The organism is Helicobacter pylori NQ4053, from assembly GCF_000274605.1.
GTDB classification, from domain to species: Bacteria; Campylobacterota; Campylobacteria; order Campylobacterales; family Helicobacteraceae; genus Helicobacter; species Helicobacter pylori_CV.
Window position 1 is genome coordinate 433,257 of sequence record NZ_AKNV01000006.1, and the last position, 17,523, is coordinate 450,779.

General features: G+C 37.6%; 12 protein-coding genes, 1 tRNA gene and 3 pseudogenes. 10 read left to right on the forward strand and 6 right to left on the reverse strand.

What is annotated here, in order from left to right; translation table 11 throughout:
• Window positions 1-12: 12 nt before the first annotated feature.
• Window positions 13-1,884, reverse strand: coding sequence for an ATP-dependent DNA helicase RecG (gene recG / locus AYS37_RS07245; protein ID WP_001874788.1), 1,872 nt, complete (start codon window positions 1,882-1,884; stop codon window positions 13-15).
• Window positions 1,885-1,960: 76 nt separating this feature from the next.
• Between recG and AYS37_RS07250 the strand changes: the two genes are divergently transcribed.
• Both AYS37_RS07250 and AYS37_RS07255 read left to right on the forward strand, forming a co-directional pair.
• Window positions 1,961-2,308 carry a hypothetical protein gene (locus tag AYS37_RS07250; protein WP_000837073.1) on the forward strand — a complete coding sequence of 116 codons (348 nt, stop codon included), beginning with the start codon at window positions 1,961-1,963 and terminating at the stop codon, window positions 2,306-2,308.
• 3 nt (window positions 2,309-2,311) lie between these two features.
• Entirely contained in the window at window positions 2,312-2,947 is a 636-nt protein-coding gene (locus AYS37_RS07255) for an outer membrane protein (RefSeq protein WP_000668061.1), read from the forward strand.
• On the opposite strand, the gene AYS37_RS07260 is transcribed toward AYS37_RS07255, so the two are convergent.
• The gene (locus AYS37_RS07260; RefSeq protein WP_000767532.1) at window positions 2,944-3,696 is read right to left on the reverse strand and encodes an exodeoxyribonuclease III; all 753 of its coding nucleotides are present in this window, start codon (window positions 3,694-3,696) and stop codon (window positions 2,944-2,946) included. The genes AYS37_RS07255 and AYS37_RS07260 overlap by 4 nt on opposite strands.
• 101 nt (window positions 3,697-3,797) lie before the next feature.
• Here AYS37_RS07260 and AYS37_RS07265 point away from each other — a divergent pair.
• Window positions 3,798-3,873 (forward strand) — tRNA-Phe (locus AYS37_RS07265).
• Between the two features lies 1 nt (window position 3,874).
• Here the strand turns inward: AYS37_RS07265 and AYS37_RS07270 are convergent.
• Together AYS37_RS07270 and dnaA are read right to left on the reverse strand one after the other, a co-directional pair.
• Window positions 3,875-5,302, reverse strand: coding sequence for a hypothetical protein (locus AYS37_RS07270; protein WP_000748986.1), 1,428 nt, complete (start codon window positions 5,300-5,302; stop codon window positions 3,875-3,877).
• A gap of 228 nt (window positions 5,303-5,530) precedes the next feature.
• Window positions 5,531-6,904 (reverse strand): chromosomal replication initiator protein DnaA, encoded by a 1,374-nt coding sequence (dnaA, locus tag AYS37_RS07280; protein WP_000380639.1) that lies wholly within the window; start codon window positions 6,902-6,904, stop codon window positions 5,531-5,533.
• A 152-nt stretch (window positions 6,905-7,056) separates the two neighbouring features.
• Here dnaA and AYS37_RS07285 point away from each other — a divergent pair, with 152 nt between their 5' ends.
• The 5 genes from AYS37_RS07285 to aapA3 all read left to right on the forward strand — a co-directional run bounded on the left by AYS37_RS07285 (window position 7,057) and on the right by aapA3 (window position 10,567).
• Complete coding sequence (locus tag AYS37_RS07285; protein ID WP_000922967.1) at window positions 7,057-7,599, forward strand: phosphorylase family protein; 543 nt, start codon at window positions 7,057-7,059, stop codon at window positions 7,597-7,599.
• 44 nt (window positions 7,600-7,643) lie between these two features.
• Window positions 7,644-7,883: a DUF2443 domain-containing protein gene (locus AYS37_RS07290; RefSeq protein WP_000461837.1), complete on the forward strand. Its 240-nt coding sequence runs from the start codon at window positions 7,644-7,646 to the stop codon at window positions 7,881-7,883.
• Window positions 7,884-9,677: a glutamine--fructose-6-phosphate transaminase (isomerizing) gene (glmS, locus tag AYS37_RS07295; RefSeq protein ID WP_000334414.1), complete on the forward strand. Its 1,794-nt coding sequence runs from the start codon at window positions 7,884-7,886 to the stop codon at window positions 9,675-9,677.
• A 21-nt stretch (window positions 9,678-9,698) separates the two neighbouring features.
• Complete coding sequence (thyX, locus tag AYS37_RS07300) at window positions 9,699-10,325, forward strand: FAD-dependent thymidylate synthase (RefSeq protein WP_000451923.1); 627 nt, start codon at window positions 9,699-9,701, stop codon at window positions 10,323-10,325.
• A gap of 149 nt (window positions 10,326-10,474) precedes the next feature.
• Window positions 10,475-10,567, forward strand: coding sequence for a hypothetical protein (aapA3, locus tag AYS37_RS09095; RefSeq protein WP_000042563.1), 93 nt, complete (start codon window positions 10,475-10,477; stop codon window positions 10,565-10,567).
• Between the two features lie 81 nt (window positions 10,568-10,648).
• Here aapA3 and AYS37_RS08380 read toward each other — a convergent pair.
• Window positions 10,649-11,182, reverse strand: a pseudogene (locus tag AYS37_RS08380) (restriction endonuclease subunit S); the annotation flags it as partial.
• Window positions 11,183-11,216: 34 nt separating this feature from the next.
• Window positions 11,217-13,684: pseudogene (locus AYS37_RS07310) on the reverse strand (type I restriction-modification system subunit M).
• Window positions 13,685-13,753: 69 nt separating this feature from the next.
• On the opposite strand from AYS37_RS07310, the pseudogene AYS37_RS07315 reads away from it, so the two are divergent.
• Both AYS37_RS07315 and AYS37_RS07320 read left to right on the forward strand, forming a co-directional pair.
• A pseudogene (locus AYS37_RS07315) lies at window positions 13,754-16,731 on the forward strand (type I restriction endonuclease subunit R).
• Window positions 16,731-17,438, forward strand: coding sequence for a YgjP family zinc-dependent metalloprotease (locus AYS37_RS07320; protein ID WP_000995251.1), 708 nt, complete (start codon window positions 16,731-16,733; stop codon window positions 17,436-17,438). The pseudogene AYS37_RS07315 and the gene AYS37_RS07320 overlap by 1 nt, the downstream one beginning before the upstream one ends.
• The last annotated feature ends 85 nt before the right edge of the window (window positions 17,439-17,523 follow it).

Here is a 17,523-nt window from a genome sequence, read left to right on the forward strand (position 1 = left end):
TCCAATTCCACCTTAATTTTCAAATGTTCCCCGTGAAACGCTAGCGGCCTTTAAAAAATCCCGTTTCACTTCAGCGATAATGTTTTCATCTTTGGCTAAGTCAATGTATTCAAAACTATTCCCGCTCTGCTCCCCTCCCTGGAGTAAATCCCCGCTTTTTCTGTATTCTAAATCCAATTCAGCGATTTTAAAGCCGTCCAATTCATCAGCAAATTTTTCCAATCGTTCGTTTTCTTCTTGGATCGTGCATAAAAAACAATAGCCTTTCAAGCCGTTACGAGACACGCGCCCCCTTAACTGGTGCAAAGTCGCTAAGCCTAACCTTTCGGGCGCTAAAATCACCATAACGCTCAATCGTGGTAAAGAAATGCCCACCTCAATGAGCGTAGTCGCTAAAAGAATGCTCCCAGACTCTCTAAATTCTTCAATCACTTCTTCTTTATTTTTATCTTGCCCTGAAGTGGTATAAACGTTTTTAAAGCGTTTTTGCCAAAAACTTGCCCCCTCACTGAGCGATAAATACGGGATTTTTTCGCTTTCATTCACCAGCGGATAGACGACAATGACTTGGTGGTTTTTAGCGATTTCTTCGCTGATTTTTTCCATCACTATTTTAAAATCTCTTTTATGCAAGACTAAAGTTTCAATTTCTTTAGGGTAAGGGATTTCTCTAATCATGGTCGTTTTCACAAACGCGCTTTTGGCTAAAGCCAGAGTGCGAGGAATGGGGGTAGCGGAAAATTGCAAAGAATGGGGTTTATTGCCCTTACTGCTTGCCATTTTTTCTAATTGGTAGCGCTGCTTGGTGCCAAATCGGTGCTGCTCATCAGTGATCACTAGTGCGAATTCATTCAAATCGCGCTTATCAAACAACAACGCTTGCGTGCCGATAACCACATGAGTGATTGTTTCAAACAAATGATTGGATCGCTTCTTGTGGCTCCCGCCAAGCAATAATTCCACTTCAAAATAAGGGGGTAAAAATTTTAAGGCTTCGTTATAAAGCTGTTTAGCGAGAATGGAAGTGGGCGCCATTAAAAGGGTTTTATTAGGGTAAGCTAATACCATGCTCGCTAAAATCACCATCGTTTTCCCGCACCCCACATCGCCTATAATCAAACGCTTGCACGCTATAGGGCTAGCAAGATCGCTTTGGATTTCTTTAATGGCGTTTTGTTGGTCGTTGGTGAGTTGAAAGGGTAAAGAAGTAACAAACGCTTTCAAGCGTTCGCTGTTATTGGAGCATGCGATTTTAGCACTGAATTGCAATTTCTTGCGCTCTAAATTTTTCATATAAAAAAGCATTTCAATGTATTTTAATGCATTTAAATGTTGTGAAGGAAAATTTTTATTCGTTTCAAAATCCTTGACAAAATGCGGCGTGGGGAAAAAGATTTCTAACAATAAATGCGCGATATTTTCTTTAACACCTTCCTTTTTTAAATTTTCTAACGAAATGAGTTTTTGTAAATTTTCTTGTATTTTTTTATGGTTTTTAACTTTTTTGAAAATTAAAGAAATCTTGCCAAACTCAGTAAGGATTTTAGGCGTGTTAATGATATAAGCTTGATTAAAAGAGCTTTGCTCTAATTTACCATAAATGAACAAACTCTCGCCGGTTTTAAACTGGTTGTAATGAAACGCACTGTAATTAAAAAAAACAAGCTCTAAATTTTTATAAAATCGTTTGGAATAGGCGAAAATCTTTAAAACTTTGGCGTAGTTCCTTTTTTCTAAAATACCCACCTCTAAAACGCCACTCAAGCCTGTTTCAAAACGCTCTAACAAGCTTAAATCCTTATAACCCTTAGGCGTATAAACAAGCAAAGCTTCTAAAAGCGATTTCACGTTCAATGTTTTTAATAAGTCATCTGTTTCTTGCAATTTGTTCTTAGTCAATCCTTAATCGTTTTTATGATAAAATAAGCAAATTATACATTGACTTAAGGAAATTTAATTGATGAAATCTAAAATCACTCATTTTATCGTTATCTCTTTTGTTTTAAGCGTGTTGAGCGCATGCAAAGACGAGCCTAAAAAATCGTCCCAATCGCACCAAAACAACACTAAAACCACTCAAAACAATCCAATCAATCAAGCGAATAAGGATATAAGAAAAATTGAGCATGAAGAAGAAGATGAAAAAGTCACTAAAGAGGTGAATGATCTGATCAATAACGAAAATAAAATTGATGAAATCAATAATGAAGAAAACGCTGATCCTTCGCAAAAAAGAACGAACAATGTTTTGCAACGAGCCACTAACCACCAAGACAATCTTAACTCCCCGCTCAACAGGAAGTATTAAAGTGTGAAATTTTTTTCAAAGGATTTATTTAAAAAAGTAACCCCCTTATTTTTAAGCGTTTATTTTTTAAACCCCACCCTTACGCAAGCCAAAAGCCGTTTTTATGTGGCTTCTCAGTATCAGGTAGGGAAAATGATTATGAAAAAATACAACGATCTTAAACGCACGATTGAAGGGGCGAGCTTTTCTTTAGGCTGGGAGATTAACCCCACTAATTATTGGTTTTATTCTCGCTATTACTTTTTTATGGATTATGGGAATGTCATCCTCAATAAAAGAACGGGTGCTCAAGCGAACATGTTCACTTATGGCTTTGGAGGGGATTTGATCGTAGAATACAATAAAAACCCCTTGTATGTATTTTCTCTTTTTTATGGCATGCAGGTTGCTGAAAACACATGGACGATTTCCAAACACAGCGCGAATTTCATCATTGACGATTGGCGCAGCATTCAAGGATTTTCGCTCAAAACTTCCAATTTTAGGATGCTAGGTTTAGTGGGGTTTAAATTCCAAACCGTGCTATTCCACCATGACGCTAGTATTGAAGTGGGAGTCAAATGGCCTTTTACTTTTGAATACGACTCACCCTTTGTAAGGCTTTTTTCCGTCTTTATTTCGCACACTTTCTACCTTTAAACTAATTCCAACCCCACCGGACAATGATCACTCCCTAAAATATCTTTATAGATTAAAGCGTCTTTTAAGCGCGTTTTTAAAGGATTAGAGCATAAAAAATAATCAATGCGCCAACCAATGTCTTTATCCCTTGCTTGTTGCATATAACTCCACCAGGTGTAAGCCTTTTCTTTGTTGGGGTAAAAATAACGGAAAGTGTCAATGAAACCAGCGTTCAAAAGCTCGCTGAACTTTTCTCTCTCTTCATCGCTAAAGCCGGCGTTTTTTCGGTTGGTTTTGGGGTTTTCTAAATCAATTTCATTGTGGGCCACATTCAAATCTCCGCACACAATGACCGGTTTTTTTAACTCTAAAGCTTTTAAAAATTTCTTAAATTCCACTTCCCAACTCATGCGATAACTGAGCCTGGATAGGGCTTGTTGGGAATTAGGGGTATAAACATTCACTAAATAAAACGATTCAAATTCGCAAGTTACCACACGCCCCTCTTTGTCATGCTCTTCCATATCAATGCCATAGCTCACGCTTAAAGGCTCTTTTTTGGTGAAAGTTACCACCCCAGAATAGCCCTTTTTAATCGCGCAATTCCAAAAATCAAAATACCCTTTAAATTCAAAGGTGTTTTGTTCTTGCTGCATTTTAGATTCTTGAATGCAAAAAACATCCGCATCAACGCTATTAAAAAAATCCATAAAGCCCTTAGTCATGCAAGCCCTTAACCCGTTCACATTCCATGAGATCAATTTCATTTTAATCCTTGTTTGATTTTGAGTGAATTATATCTTTTTAGTCATTTTTTTAAAAATTAAGCTTTATTTTACCTTTTTTATGTAATAATTGTCTGTTGCTTGGCTTGATAGCTCAGTCGGTAGAGCAGAAGACTGAAAATCTTCGTGTCGGTGGTTCGATTCCGCCTCAAGCCACCATTTAAACTTCGTTGAATAAATAATTCCCCTTTTTGACACACACAACACGAGAGTTTTCAATACTCAAAGGCGTGCTTTTGGCTCGTGGTTGCTCTTCTATTTCTAAAACCATGCACACCCCTTCTTTAAAGCGCACATGGTTTTTAACCCATTCTTTGTATTCGCTGCTTTCTTTGATTATATCGTTTAAATAATGCCCCTCATATACTTCCACAAATTCCATGAATTTTTCATTCAAATTCAATTCGTTTTGCGTTATTTCGCTTTTTCGTGTGGAAGAATAAGCCAATTCGCTGGTTTCATAAAAAGTTGGCTCTACTTGGTCGTCTTGTTTGGGGCGTTCATAAATGGCTTTCACTAATTGCGTGGTGATTTCATACTCACTTTCCCATGCTTGTTTTAAAGGCTCTTCTATTAGATAGCATTGCCTAGTCGTGCCGTCTTTTCTTGCTCTAGCCCTTTTGCATTTTTCCGTAGAGCTTCTGGCTTGAAGAATGGCGAAATTGTTTTTAGCTTCAAAAGTTTGTGGCTCTTCTAAAGGCTCTGTTTTATGAACGGAGATTTTAGTGTAGGGGGTAATGATTTTACCGCTTTTATTTTCAGCGGTGCTGTAATCGCAAGGGGTAATATCTGTCGCAGTCTGTTTGTCTTCATCAACGCGTTTTAAAATGCTTGGGCGGTAGGCTTGTAAATTTTCATCATCATAAACCCACTTCCCGCATGCAAATTCTTTAACATTGGGATCTCTAACGGCTTGTTTTTCCATATTATCTTTATTCTCATTGCTTTCATTGTTTTCATCAATACCAGCGTTAGGGAGCGTTTTTTCAGTGGGTGGCGCTACAAAAAGGTTGTTTTCTTGATCTTCTGAAGAATGCTTTAAAGGGGGATTAGCGTCGTTTGTTGGCGTTTTAACTTCATTAGCGGAGCTTGTTTTGCTAGGAGTTACTAAAGGCTGTAAAAGGCTGTTTTTAGAGTTTTTAGAGCCTAGTTTGGGCTCTGGGTAAGAAAAGTTTTGAGGAGATTGTTGCGATGAATGGGGTTTGTTTTGTGGTTTTTGCATGGGTGCGTTTAAAGAAGGTATTGGGTTTGAGTGCGATTCTTTTAATTCCTTTGAAGAAAAAACAATTTGGGTGTTTCTAGGGATAGTAGGGCGATTAGGGTTTAAGGTCGTTTCTAAAGAAAGTTTTTCATCAAGGGGTTGATAGACGATTGCAGTGGATATGTGAGTGATTGTGAGCGTGAGTTTTTTGTGTGGGGAGATATTATAAACGCCTAAAACTTGTCTTGGTTCTTTAGAATCAAGGACTTTAGCCTTAAAAGTGCCTTTATGCGGCGAAGTTTTGATCTCTTCTAAAAGCTCAATGACAAGGGCTTGAAGAGGGTTAGAGAAAGTCAGAAAGAAAGACAGACAAAGGGATTTTTTCATGTTTATTCCTTTTTATTTTAGATTTTTGGATTATATCTTAAAAAGAGGTTTAATAAAAGTTATAGATAAGTTATAGATAGGTAACACTTTAATTAATAATAATTAGTAACAGTAGTAGGGGCGTGAATGGATGGAATGAAACAATAAAAAGCTTTAGAGGTGCGCGTTTTTAGGGGGGTTGTAGGATTTGAAAAAAAGTGAATGAAACGCTTTTTCATAAGCCTTTTTTCATTCACTTGAATTGAAAGCGGTTTTTTTATCGTTCAGTTCGTTCAAGCGGTTTTTGATTTCTTCTCTAAGGCTTAAAATAAAAGGGCTTTTTTCTTCTTCAAGCATTTTTTTAACGCTAGAATACATTTTAGAAATGCTTGAATGATCCTTTAAATCCAAAAATTGGGCGAGTGAGAGCGTGGGGTTAGGGGTATAAAGCCTGGCGAAATACACGACTAATTTTCTCGCTAAAGCGACGTTTTTTTGGCGCGAAGAGACTTTGATTTCACTGGATTTGAGATTCAGGCTTTGTGCGACAGCGAGCAAGATATTTTCCAAGCTTGAGCCTTCAGCGTGATCTTTTTGCAAATCTTCTAAAACGGTTTTAGCGAGATTCAAATCAATGGAAGCGTTCATCAAGTTTGCGTTCACGCTGATTTTAATGATCGCACCTTCCATTTGGCGGATATTGTCGCTGATGTGTTGGGCGATGTATTCCATCACCTCTTCAGGCAAAATGATTTGATTGAGCTGGCATTTTTGTTTGACGATGGAGAGCTTGGTTTCTAAATCAGGGGGCATGACTTTAGCGGTTATCCCCCATTCAAAGCGCGATTTTAAGCGATCTTCTAAGCCGGCGATGTTTTTAGGCGATCGGTCTGAAATCAATACGATTTGTTTGCTGTTGGCGTGCAATTCGTTGAAAGTGTGGAAAAATTCTTCTTCTAGTTTGGGTTTTCCTTGCAAAAATTGAGCGTCATCTAATAGGAAAAAGTCGCAATGGCGGTATTTTGCTTTAAAAGAATCCATGGTTTTGTTGTCTAAATGCTTTAGAAAGTCTGTCAAAAAATCTTCTGAAGTCACTAACACGACTTTTTTATGCTTTTCTAGGGCATGGTTACCGATAGCGTTTAAAATGTGCGTTTTGCCTAACCCTGTGCCGCCATAAAAAAGCACCGGGTTATAAGGGGGGGTATCGCTTTGGGCGACTTTTTTAGCGATTTCATAAACGGTGTTATTGCATGAGCCTACGACAAAATTTTCAAAAGTGTAAGAGTCTTTGACGCTCGTTTTTACCGCTTTGTAATTGATATTAGATTGGGCGTTAACCTGGATTTTAGGCGCCACTTCAATACGCACATCCACGCTATGGGCTAAATGCATGCCGACTTTATTCTGGCTTAAAATTTCTTTAAGCAACGCGCCGTATTTAGCCGTAATCGTGGTGCATAAGACTTTGTTGGGGGCATAAAAAAAGGCAATGTCGCTCTTGCTCGCGTTAGGGTTGTATTTGAGTTGGCTAAAGTAATTTTCATATTCTATGAGACTAACTTTAGGATTTTGTTTGACTAGTGCCAAGATTTCTTTTTCAATATTGTTGTTGGTATCCATGGCGTTATTATAGCGTGAATAAGTGGTGAATGAAAAAGGAATGGCATGTGAATGAAATGTGAATGAAGCCCTAAAATTAAGGTGTTTCTTTTAAGGGTTTGTCTATAATGCTTGCTTTATAATAAGCTAATAGATGCGAAAAAAGGATTTTCATGCTGCTTTGCGCGGGAAGGAATGAGACTTTAAAAGGGGCGACGCCTATTGGTGTGGGTTTGATAGGAAGCGCGATTAATTTAACGAGAATGTGTTTAAAAAACCCTGATATTAAGAGCTTTATTTTTATAGGGAGCGCGGGGAGTTATAGCCCAGAAATGGAGCTTTTGAGCGTGTTTGAAAGCACTCAAGGCTATCAAATTGAAGAGAGTTTTAGCCATTTAAACAGCTACACGCCTTTAGATAATTTCATTCACATAGAAACTAAAGATCAGGCTCTTTTTGAAAGGGTGTGCGTGAATAGCAGTAACTATATCCACACCAGCGAAATGTTTGCTAAAAAAATGGTTCAAAAGGGCGTTTTATTAGAAAACATGGAGTTTTTTAGCGTTTTAAGCGTGGCTAAAATTTTTTCTTTAAAGGCTAAAGGGATTTTTTGCGTGAGTAATCATGTGGGACTTAACGCGCATCAGGAATTTAAAGAAAACCACGCCAAAGTCAAACAGATTTTAGAAAACATCATTGATAATTTAATAGTTTAGCTATCATGGAGTATCATGGAGCATTCTAAATTAAAGGCGATCACATGTTTGAAAAAATACGCAAGATTTTAGCGGATATTGAAGATTCGCAAAATGAAATTGAAATGCTTTTAAAATTAGCGAATTTGAGTTTGGGGGATTTTATTGAAATTAAAAGAGGGAGCATGGACATGCCAAAGGGCGTGAATGAAGCGTTTTTTACGCAACTAAGCGAAGAAGTGGAGCGATTGAAGGAGCTTATTAACGCTTTAAATAAAATCAAAAAAGGGTTATTGGTGTTTTAAATGTGCGGGATTGTAGGTTATATAGGGGATAGCGAGAAAAAATCCATTCTTTTAGAGGGCTTAAAGGAATTGGAATACAGAGGTTATGATAGTGCGGGTTTAGCCGTATTGAGCAATGATTATTTGGAAGTGTTTAAAACTCAAGGGAAATTAGAAAACCTTAGATCAGAGCTTAAAGATAAAGAGTTTTTAAATTTTGGCGTGAGTATCGCTCATACGAGATGGGCGACGCATGGGAAACCAAGCAGCGCGAACGCCCATCCGCATTTTACAGAAAATTTAGCCTTAGTGCATAATGGCATCATTGAAAATTACGCAAGCTTGAAAAAAGAATTGGAAAACAAAGGGCATGCGTTTTTAAGCCAAACGGACACGGAAGTGATTGCGCATTTATTAGAAGAAACGCTTAAAAGCGAGAGCGATTTATTGAAAGCCTTTGAAAAAAGCATCAGCCTTTTAAAAGGGAGTTATGCGATTTTAATGCTCCATAAAAGAGCTAAAGAGAGTCTCTTTTACGCTAAATCTTCTTCGCCTTTAATCGTGGGCAAGGGCAAAGAGGGGGTGTTTTTTGCGTCCAGTTTGAGCGTGCTAGCCCCTAAAGTGGATCAATTTGTCATTTTAGAAGAAAACAGCGTGGGGCGGATTTCTTTAGAAAATTTTAAAGATTTAAAACACATTGAAAACATGAAAGATTACGCTTTTGAGAATAAAGATCATTCTAAAGGGGATTTTAGGAATTATTTAGAAAAAGAGATTTATGAGCAGCACAGCAGTTTGTTAGAGTGTTTAGAGGGGCGCTTGGAAGCCTTGAATGTGTATTGTGAGATTGATCCTGAATTTTTAGAAAACGTGAGCGAGATCACGCTGTGTTCTTGCGGGAGCAGTTACCATGCGAGTTTGGCGAGCGTGTATTTGTTTGAAAGGTTAGCCAAAATAAGAGCGAGGGCCATTTTAGCGAGCGAATACCGCTACGCCCATTTTAAAAGCAACCCTAACGAGCTTTTTATAGCGATTTCTCAAAGCGGTGAAACCGCTGACACTTTAGAAGCTTTAAAATTAGCCAAAGCCCAAGGGCTTAAAACCATTAGCTTGTGTAACGCCCCTTTTAGCATGATGAGCCGCATTAGTGATCACACGCTTTTGATTAGAGCGGGGGTAGAAAGGAGCGTGGCATCCACTAAGGCGTTTTCTTCGCAAGTGATGCTTTTATGGCTTTTGAGCGTGTATCTAGGCAAACAGCTAGGGACGATCTCTAAAGAAGAAGAAAGAATCCAAGCCAAAAACATGCTCAATAGCGTGAAGGCGATGAAAGTAGAGCCTAAATTGCATGAAAAAATCAAGCGTTTATCCAAACGCTACTTGCATGGGCATGGCTTTTTTTATATTGGCCGTGATGTGTTTTACCCGCTCGCTTTAGAAGGAGCGTTGAAACTTAAAGAAATCAGCTACTTGCATGCTGAGGGGTATGCGAGCGCGGAGATGAAGCATGGGCCTATTGCGTTGGTGGATTCTAACCTTTTTACCATTGCTTTATTGTCTAAGCACTTGTTATTTGATAAAACCAAAAGCAATATTGAAGAATTGAGCGCTAGGGATTCTACGATTTGCGTGTTAAGCTCTGAAATTTTAGAGATCGCTGATGATTTTATCCAATTAGAAGAGAGCGAAAGCTACATGGAAGAATTTTTCCGCATGAATTTAGCGATGCAGCTTTTAGCTTTAGAAATCGCTATGCGCCTAAATCACGATGTGGATCACCCAAGAAACTTAGCTAAAAGCGTTACCGTGGAATAAAAAGCGATTAGGAGTCAAATAATGGAAGTGATTTGTAAGCATTATACCCCTTTAGACATTGCAAGCCAAGCGATCCGCACTTGTTGGCAGAGTTTTGAATACAGCGATGATGGCGGTTGTAAGGATAAGGAACTTATCCACAGGGTGGGGAATATTTTTAGGCATTCTTCCACTTTAGAGCATCTTTATTACAATTTTGAAATCAAGGGCTTGAGCAGGGGGGCGTTGCAAGAATTGAGCCGGCATAGAATAGCGAGCTTGAGCGTGAAGTCAAGCCGTTACACTTTAAGGGAATTGAAAGAAGTGGAGAGCTTTTTACCCCTTAATGAAACGAATTTAGAAAGAGCGAAAGAGTTTTTAGTGTTTGTGGATAATGAAAAAGTGAATGCAATGAGCGTTTTAGCTTTGGAAAATCTAAGGGTTTTATTGAGCGAGCATAACATTAAAAACGACTTAGCCAAATACGCCATGCCTGAAAGCTATAAAACGCATTTAGCCTATAGCATTAACGCTAGGAGCTTGCAAAATTTATTGACTTTAAGAAGCAGTAATAAAGCCTTAAAAGAAATGCAAGATTTAGCCAAAGCCTTATTTGACGCTTTACCTGGCGAGCATCAGTATTTGTTTGAAGATTGTTTGAAGCATTAGTTTTAAACAATACCGCTTAATAACGCTCATTCTTTAATGTTTTAAAAACGCCTTGTTTTTGATTAGATGAGATTTTAAGGGGGTTTGTTGTAAAATCTCACCACGCCCCATAGTTGCATTATGGGGCAAACCACATAAAGGAGCATGTTATGTCAAAGCCACATAACAAACGCTCTTGGAGATCATTATACTTTGAGTTTGCTTTTTTAGGGCTTAAAGTGATCGTTTCTGTGAAACGCTGATTTTTTCAAGAGCGTTCCCCTGAGTTTAAAAGCTTAGGGGTTTCCTTTAAAAAGCGGGTTTGTCCTTGACTTTTGGGGTGTTTATTTTTCTAAAACCCTGATTTTAGCGCTCATTAAATCGTGGTTTAAAGCTTTTTTGATGTTTTCAAATTGGCGTTTTTTGTTTTTAAGGCTTGCGATCTCATTATCCAAATCGCTTAAAATGTTAGCGATAGCGATTTGTTCGTTTAGGGGGGGTAGGGGGATTTCAAAATCTTTTAAGGCTTTTAATTGAATATTCTTTAATCCAGACCCAACTCCTAATTTCATAATATCTTTTTCATAACTTTTTAAAATGTGGTATAAACATAAATTATTTACCTTATTGCTAATTTTTTGTAAGGAATAGTTATGCCCTCCTGACCAAAAATCGCTTTTCATAAACCTAACATATCCGCATGTGCCACCCTCACTAATTGCTATTGTATTCTTTGAAACATTAAATTTATTTGTGTAGCCCAAAAAGTCAATGCCACCATTTATAACGGGGTATTTATCTGTATTATTTAGGCTAATTTTATTTATTTGTTGTCCTTTAACAATTTCGCATATATCCCCAATTCTCACTCTTTGCCAATTTGAGGGCAGTGCTAATGCGTCCATGCGTTTATCACCCCATTAACCCCAAATCTTTCAAATGCTCTAAAACTTTTGATTCGCTCTCTTTGACTTCTTTGTCTAGTTCTAACAAGCTGTTAGAGTAGTTTAAAATGATTTCATTAAGAGCGCTAATAAAAGCGTTGATGCGTTTTAAAATTTTGTTTTCTAGGGCGTTTTTTAGGCTGTTGAGCCATTTGTCTTTGATGATGAGATCTTTAATTTCATTGATTTCAAGGTTTTTATACTGGTGGAACGCTTTTAATTCCAGCTCCTCATAAGCTTTATTTTTCATTTTTAGCGCCTTGTTTTTAGCTTCTAGCCATTCTAAAGCGGTTTTTAGGATTTGTTTATCTTCTAAATCGGTGGCGTTTTTTAGCTCTTTTTTCAAAACGCTTTCATTGATTTTCAATCCATCAAAAAGCCCCTCTTCGTTAGAATGCTCTTCTATAAATTCATCTAAAAGGGCCTCGTTTTCATTAAGGGCGTTTTCTAATTCTTCTAATTCTTTCGTTTCTTTTTCAAAAAAGCGTTGTTTGATTAAATGTTTAGGGATTAGATCGCTTTTGTAGTAGGTTTTTTGAATGACAAAATCCGGCTCCTCTAAATAATTGGCTTTTTTGTTTTTGTCTTTTAGGGGGTTTAATTCCCTTAATTCTTTAGCGCTTATAAAACCATTGAATGAGATGAGGAACCAATCGTCTTGCAAAACTTCGTTATAGTAATCTTTGAAGAGCTGATACACGCCGTATTTGTCTAAGATTTCTATTTTTTCAAATTCTTTTAAAACTTTTTGACAAACGCTTTGCTTTCTATTAGGGTTTTTGGGTTAAAACCTGGCTCTAAATCATTAAAAGTTTCAAATAATTCCAATCGGTCAAAAGCGCTCAAAACAGAAGCGTGGAAGGTTTGGTATTCTGAGCTTTGAATGATTAATTCTTTGATGTTTTCGCATTCTGTTTTTAAAGCGTAATAACCCTCTTTATCGCTCTTTTTAAACAGCGTGTTTTTAAGCTCTTTAAACACTTGAAAATAAGGGGCGTAGGCTTTTATTTCGTTTTTGGGCAAATAACTCGCCTTGTGGCTGTTGATTAAAGCGAACAAGTCTTTTTCTGATTCCTGCTTGGCGGCAATGTAGCGCGCGATATTCAAGTTATAGTCGTTTAGACTGATTTCTTCTAGGCTCACCATTTTGGAATAATAAGGGATTTCTTTGTAAGCGTTAAAAGTGTCTATCATTTTTTGGACATCTTGCTCCCTCAAGCGGTTTTTATTGCCGTCTTTTTTAAAATCCTTGCTCGCATCGATCATAAAAACGCCCTTTCTGGCGCGCGCGTTTTCTTTGTCTAAAACGATCACGCATGCAGGAATGGAAGTGCCATAAAAAAGATTAGGGGCTAGGCCTATCACGCCTTTAATATAGCCTTTTAATAAAAGATTTTTTCTGATTGCACTCTCAGCGTTCCCCCTAAATAGCACCCCATGAGGTAAAATCACTGCCCCTTTGCCTGTGTTTTTTAAGGATTTGATGATGTGGAGCAAAAAAGCAAAATCGCCATTTTTTTCAGGGGGCGTGCCGTCTTCAAAACGATTGAAATGATCGTTAATGACTTGCTTGCTTTTAGGGTCTATGCTCAGCCCGTCAGTCCAATTTTTCAAGCTAAAAGGAGGGTTAGCCACGACATAATCAAAGGTTTTTAGCATGCCATTTTCAATAAAAAGGGGGTTAGAAAGGGTGCTAGAACCCCCTTTAGCAATATCAGCAGTAGCGCTATTGTGTAAAATCATATTCATTTTACAAAGGGCTGTGGTGGAAATGTCTTTTTCTTGACCATAGATAGTTAAGCCTTTTTTGCCGGCCAAACTAGAAGCTTTTAATAGTAACGAACCGCTCCCGCAAGTGGGATCATAGATGCTTTTATCCTGTCTGGTGTTTTCATCAATGCCAAGCAAAAGGGATAATAAAAGCGAAACTTCGCTAGGGGTGTAAAACTGCCCTTTGGATTTACCGGATTCGCTGGCGAAATGGCGCATTAAATATTCGTAGGCATCACCCAATAAATCATCGTCTAAAGCCCCATGCGCGCCCAAACTCAAATCCGCAAAGATTTTAACCAAATTAGAAAGGGTGTCCATCATCGCTTTACCCTCGCCAAGCTTAGTGTTATCGTTAAAATCCACGCTGTCAATCACGCCTTTTAAGTCGTTTCGCTCTGCGATTTCTGCGATGATTTTATTGAGCTTGTCGCCTATTTCTTTATCGCCCTCTAAAGCGAGAATGTCTTCATAAAAACACCCTTGCGGCACTTCTATTTCGCTATAAGTATTGTTTTTAGCGTCATTTCTGGCTTTATCGCTGATGTATTTTAAAAAAAGCAGGTTCAAAACATAGTTTTTATACTCGCTCGCATCCATTCCGCCCCTTAAACTATCCGCCCCAGCCCATAAAGAGCTATACAATTCGCTTTTTTTGATCGCCATTTTAATCGCCCTATTTTGTTTTTAGGATTATAATATAAAGCGGTAAAAAGCGTTCTTAAGGGGTTTATAATGAAAACAGAAAGAGAAGTTCAAAAACAAGTCATAGAAACTTTTAAAAGCATGGGCTATGCGTATTTAGGGGATTTAACAAAGAGCGATAATGAAAACATTAATAAAGAAAGCTTGAAAGCATGGCTAGTTAAAAACCAAAAAATCAATAATGAAAGGTGGCATAAAATTGAGCAGAAAATCCATGAGGCTTTAAAAAACGATTTATACGAAGCGAATCAAAAATTTTACGAGCTTTTAATTTATGGCGTGAAAACCAAAATAAGCCAGAATGAACCAACCCAAACAAGTTGGCTCATTGATTGGAAAGATGTTTCTAAGAATGAATTTAGCGTGGCTGAAGAAGTGAGCGTTAAAGGGCTAAACACGAAACGGCCGGATGTGGTGCTTTATGTTAATGGGATCGCTTTAGGGGTGCTAGAATTGAAAAAATCCAGCGTGAGCGTGGAAAGCGGTATCAGGCAAAATTTAGACAACCAAAAGAAAGAATTTATTAGAGATTTTTTTAAAACGATCCAATTGGTTATGGCGGGCAATGAAAGTCAAGGGCTAAGATATGGCGTCATAGAAACTAAAGAAAAATACTACCTTTCTTGGAAAGAAGAGGGCGTTTTAAAAAATTTGTTTGAGACGATTGAATGCTTTTTAAAAAAGAAAGGTTTTTAGAATTTATCCATGATTTTTTGATTTTTGATAAGGGGCAAAAGAAATGCGCCCGGTTCCACCAATATTTTGCAATTAAAAAAACGCAAGAATTTATCCAAAGAAAAGAAGGGGGGATTATTTGGCACACGCAAGGCAGCGGTAAGAGCTTGACTATGGTGTGGTTCGCTCAATGGCTAAGAAGGAATATCCAACAAGCAAGGATTTTAATCGTTACGGATAGGAGGGAATTAGACGCTCAAATTCAAGGCGTGTTTGAAGGAATAGGCGAGTCTAATTATTATCGCACAGACAGCAAGAAGGATTTATTGAGCGTGCTGTTTGAAAATAAGGAATTTTTGGTTGGAGCGCTTGTGCATAAATTTGATGACAACGACTTAGAAGACTTAAAAAAGCAACCTGTTTTAAAAGAATGGGTTGTTTTAGTGGATGAATGCCACAGAACCCAAAGCGCTAAATTGCATAAAGCCATGAAAAGCCTGCTCCCTAATGCGATTTTTATAGGCTTTAGCGGCACGCCTTTATTGAAACAAGATAAAAAGACAAGCCAGGAAGTGTTTGGGAATTATATCCACTGCTATAAATTTAATGAAGCCGTTAGCGATAGGGTGGTGCTAGATTTAAACTATGAAGCCAGGAGCGTGGATCAATATGTCAGTAGCCCTGAAAAGCTAGACGAGTATTTTGAATTAAAAACCCAAAACTTGAATGAGGCGGCTAAAACAGAGCTTAAAAAGAAATGGGTTAATTTGCAAAAGGTTTTTTCCACTAAAGACAGATTGGCTCGTATTGTGCAAGATATTGTATTGGATATGGCAAAACTCCCACGATTAAGGAATGGAAAGGGGAATGCCATGCTGGTGGCTGAAAGCGTGTATAACGCATGCCAGTATTTTGAACTCTTTTTAGAAACAGAATTAAAGGATAAGGTGGCTGTGATCACAAGCTATGAACCCAATATCGCTGATCTGAAAGATTGCGGGAGCAATGAGAGCGAAGAGAGTTATAAATACCGCACTTATTGCAAAATGTTGCAAAACTTTTTTAATGAAAAAGATGGGAAAAAAGCCCTTAATCAAATTAAAGAGTTTGAAGAAAAAGTCAAAAAGCGTTTCATTAATGAGCCTGCTAGAATGAAGCTATTGATCGTGGTGGATAAGCTATTGACCGGTTTTGATGCGCCAAGCCTCACTTATTTATACATGGATAAGAAAATGCAAGATCATGGGCTTTTTCAAGCGGTGTGCAGGGTGAATAGATTAGATAGCGAAGATAAGGATTTTGGCTGTATCATAGACTATAAGGATTTGTTTGATAGCCTACAAGAAGCGCACAGCGATTACACCAATAAAGCGTTTGAAAACTATGAAAGAGAAGACATTCAAGGGTTTATCTCTGACAAATCCCAAAAGATTAAGAAAAGATTAGAAGAAACTAGAGATCAGTTAAAATCGCTTTGTGAAAGCGTGAAAGAGCCAAAAGATGAAATGGATTATATCGCTTATTTTTGTGGGAGCGATTTAGAAAAAAACACTCAAAAAAGGCGGTTGTTTTACCAGCTTGTTGGCGCGTTTTTAAGAATGTTTGTGGAATTGAATCATTTAGAAAAGCCCATTTATTCTAAAGAAGAAATGCAAAAAATCAAACAAGAAGCGGAATTTTATAGGCATTTACAAAAAGCGGTTGGCTTGAGTAGTGGGGATAGCGTGGATTTAAAAAGCTATAGCGAAGACATGCGCCGGATTTTAGACGCTTACATTAAAACCACGGATAGCAAGACGCTAATCAAAATAGAAGATCAAGGGCTGTGTGAAGTTTTAGCCCAAATGAATATTAATGATTTTAATAAGGCGTTATCTCAAGTATTTAAAAATGAAAGCTCTATGGCAGAAAGTATCGCTAACAACACTAAAAAACGCATTATAGAAAAAGAAGCGAGCGATCCTAAGTATTACGAAAAATTATCTTCGCTTTTAAACGATTTGATTCTCCAGTTTAGGGAAAAGAAATTAACCTATTTAGAATACTTGCAACAAATCCACGACTTAGCCAAAAAAGTTATTAATAAAGAAAATAGAAATTACCCTAAAAAGATCAACACTAACGCTTTAAAAACCCTCTATGATAATTTAGATGAAAATGAAGCCTTAGCCCTAGAAACAGACGCATGCATAAGGGATAATAAAAAAGATGGTTGGGTGGGGCATAATCAAAAAGAAAAAAACCTTAAAATCGCTTTAAGAAAAATCATAAACGATGAGGGTTTGTTAGAAAATGTTTTTAATTTAGCCAAACACATAGAGGAGTATCGCTAATGAACGCTTATTGTTTGACTTTAAATAATACCAACATCGCTATAGAAAAAAAGGATATTAAGCATTTACACATTAGCGTTTGCCCGCCTGATGGCTCTGTGCGTGTGTCTTGCCCCCTAGCTTTAAACGATGAGAGCCTTAGGCTTTCTTTGATTAAAAGACTCCCTTGGATAAAAGAACAGCAACAAAATTTTTTAAACCAAAACAGACAGAGCCAAAGAGGAATGCTAGAGAGAGAAAGCCATTATCTTTTTGGGAAACGCTATTTATTAAAGATTGAACACACCATAAAAAAACACTTCGTCCTCCAAAGCCCTAAATATTTAATCTTGCATGTCCATCAAAAGACAAGCTTAGAAAACCGCTTAAAAGTGTTAGAAAACTATTACAGACAAGTTTTAAGAGAAAAAATACAAACCTATATCAACCAATACGAAAAGATTTTAAACGAGAGCATACAGAGCTTTAAAATCCAAAAAATGAAACGGATATGGGGGAGTTGTAATATTGCTAAACGCACCCTGCTTTTTAACTTGGAATTGGCTAAAGCACCTAGAAAGGGCATTGAATATGTGGTTGTGCATGAATTATTGCATTTCAAAGCACGCCACCACAACGAATACTTTAGGGATTTGCTGAGTTTGTATTTGCCTAATTGGCAAAGGGCTAAGGCCAGCCTCAAAGAAACTTATTTGGAATATTCTTAAATAAACTCCATCATCTCAATGAAACCGCTAAGCGGCTGATTTGAGCGGCTCATCATCGCTCAACAATCCCCCTCCTTTTTAAAGC

What these genes read in the sequence shown, in the direction of transcription:
- AYS37_RS07250 (WP_000837073.1), top strand. Translation starts at nt 1,961, where the DNA reads ATGAAATCTAAAATCACTCATTTTATCGTTATCTCTTTTGTTTTAAGC.
- AYS37_RS07260 (WP_000767532.1), bottom strand. Translation starts at nt 3,696, where the DNA reads ATGAAATTGATCTCATGGAATGTGAACGGGTTAAGGGCTTGCATGACT.
- AYS37_RS07270 (WP_000748986.1), bottom strand. Translation starts at nt 5,302, where the DNA reads ATGAAAAAATCCCTTTGTCTGTCTTTCTTTCTGACTTTCTCTAACCCT.
- dnaA (WP_000380639.1), bottom strand. Translation starts at nt 6,904, where the DNA reads ATGGATACCAACAACAATATTGAAAAAGAAATCTTGGCACTAGTCAAA.
- AYS37_RS07285 (WP_000922967.1), top strand. Translation starts at nt 7,057, where the DNA reads ATGCTGCTTTGCGCGGGAAGGAATGAGACTTTAAAAGGGGCGACGCCT.
- AYS37_RS07290 (WP_000461837.1), top strand. Translation starts at nt 7,644, where the DNA reads ATGTTTGAAAAAATACGCAAGATTTTAGCGGATATTGAAGATTCGCAA.
- glmS (WP_000334414.1), top strand. Translation starts at nt 7,884, where the DNA reads ATGTGCGGGATTGTAGGTTATATAGGGGATAGCGAGAAAAAATCCATT.
- thyX (WP_000451923.1), top strand. Translation starts at nt 9,699, where the DNA reads ATGGAAGTGATTTGTAAGCATTATACCCCTTTAGACATTGCAAGCCAA.
- aapA3 (WP_000042563.1), top strand. Translation starts at nt 10,475, where the DNA reads ATGTCAAAGCCACATAACAAACGCTCTTGGAGATCATTATACTTTGAG.
- AYS37_RS07320 (WP_000995251.1), top strand. Translation starts at nt 16,731, where the DNA reads ATGAACGCTTATTGTTTGACTTTAAATAATACCAACATCGCTATAGAA.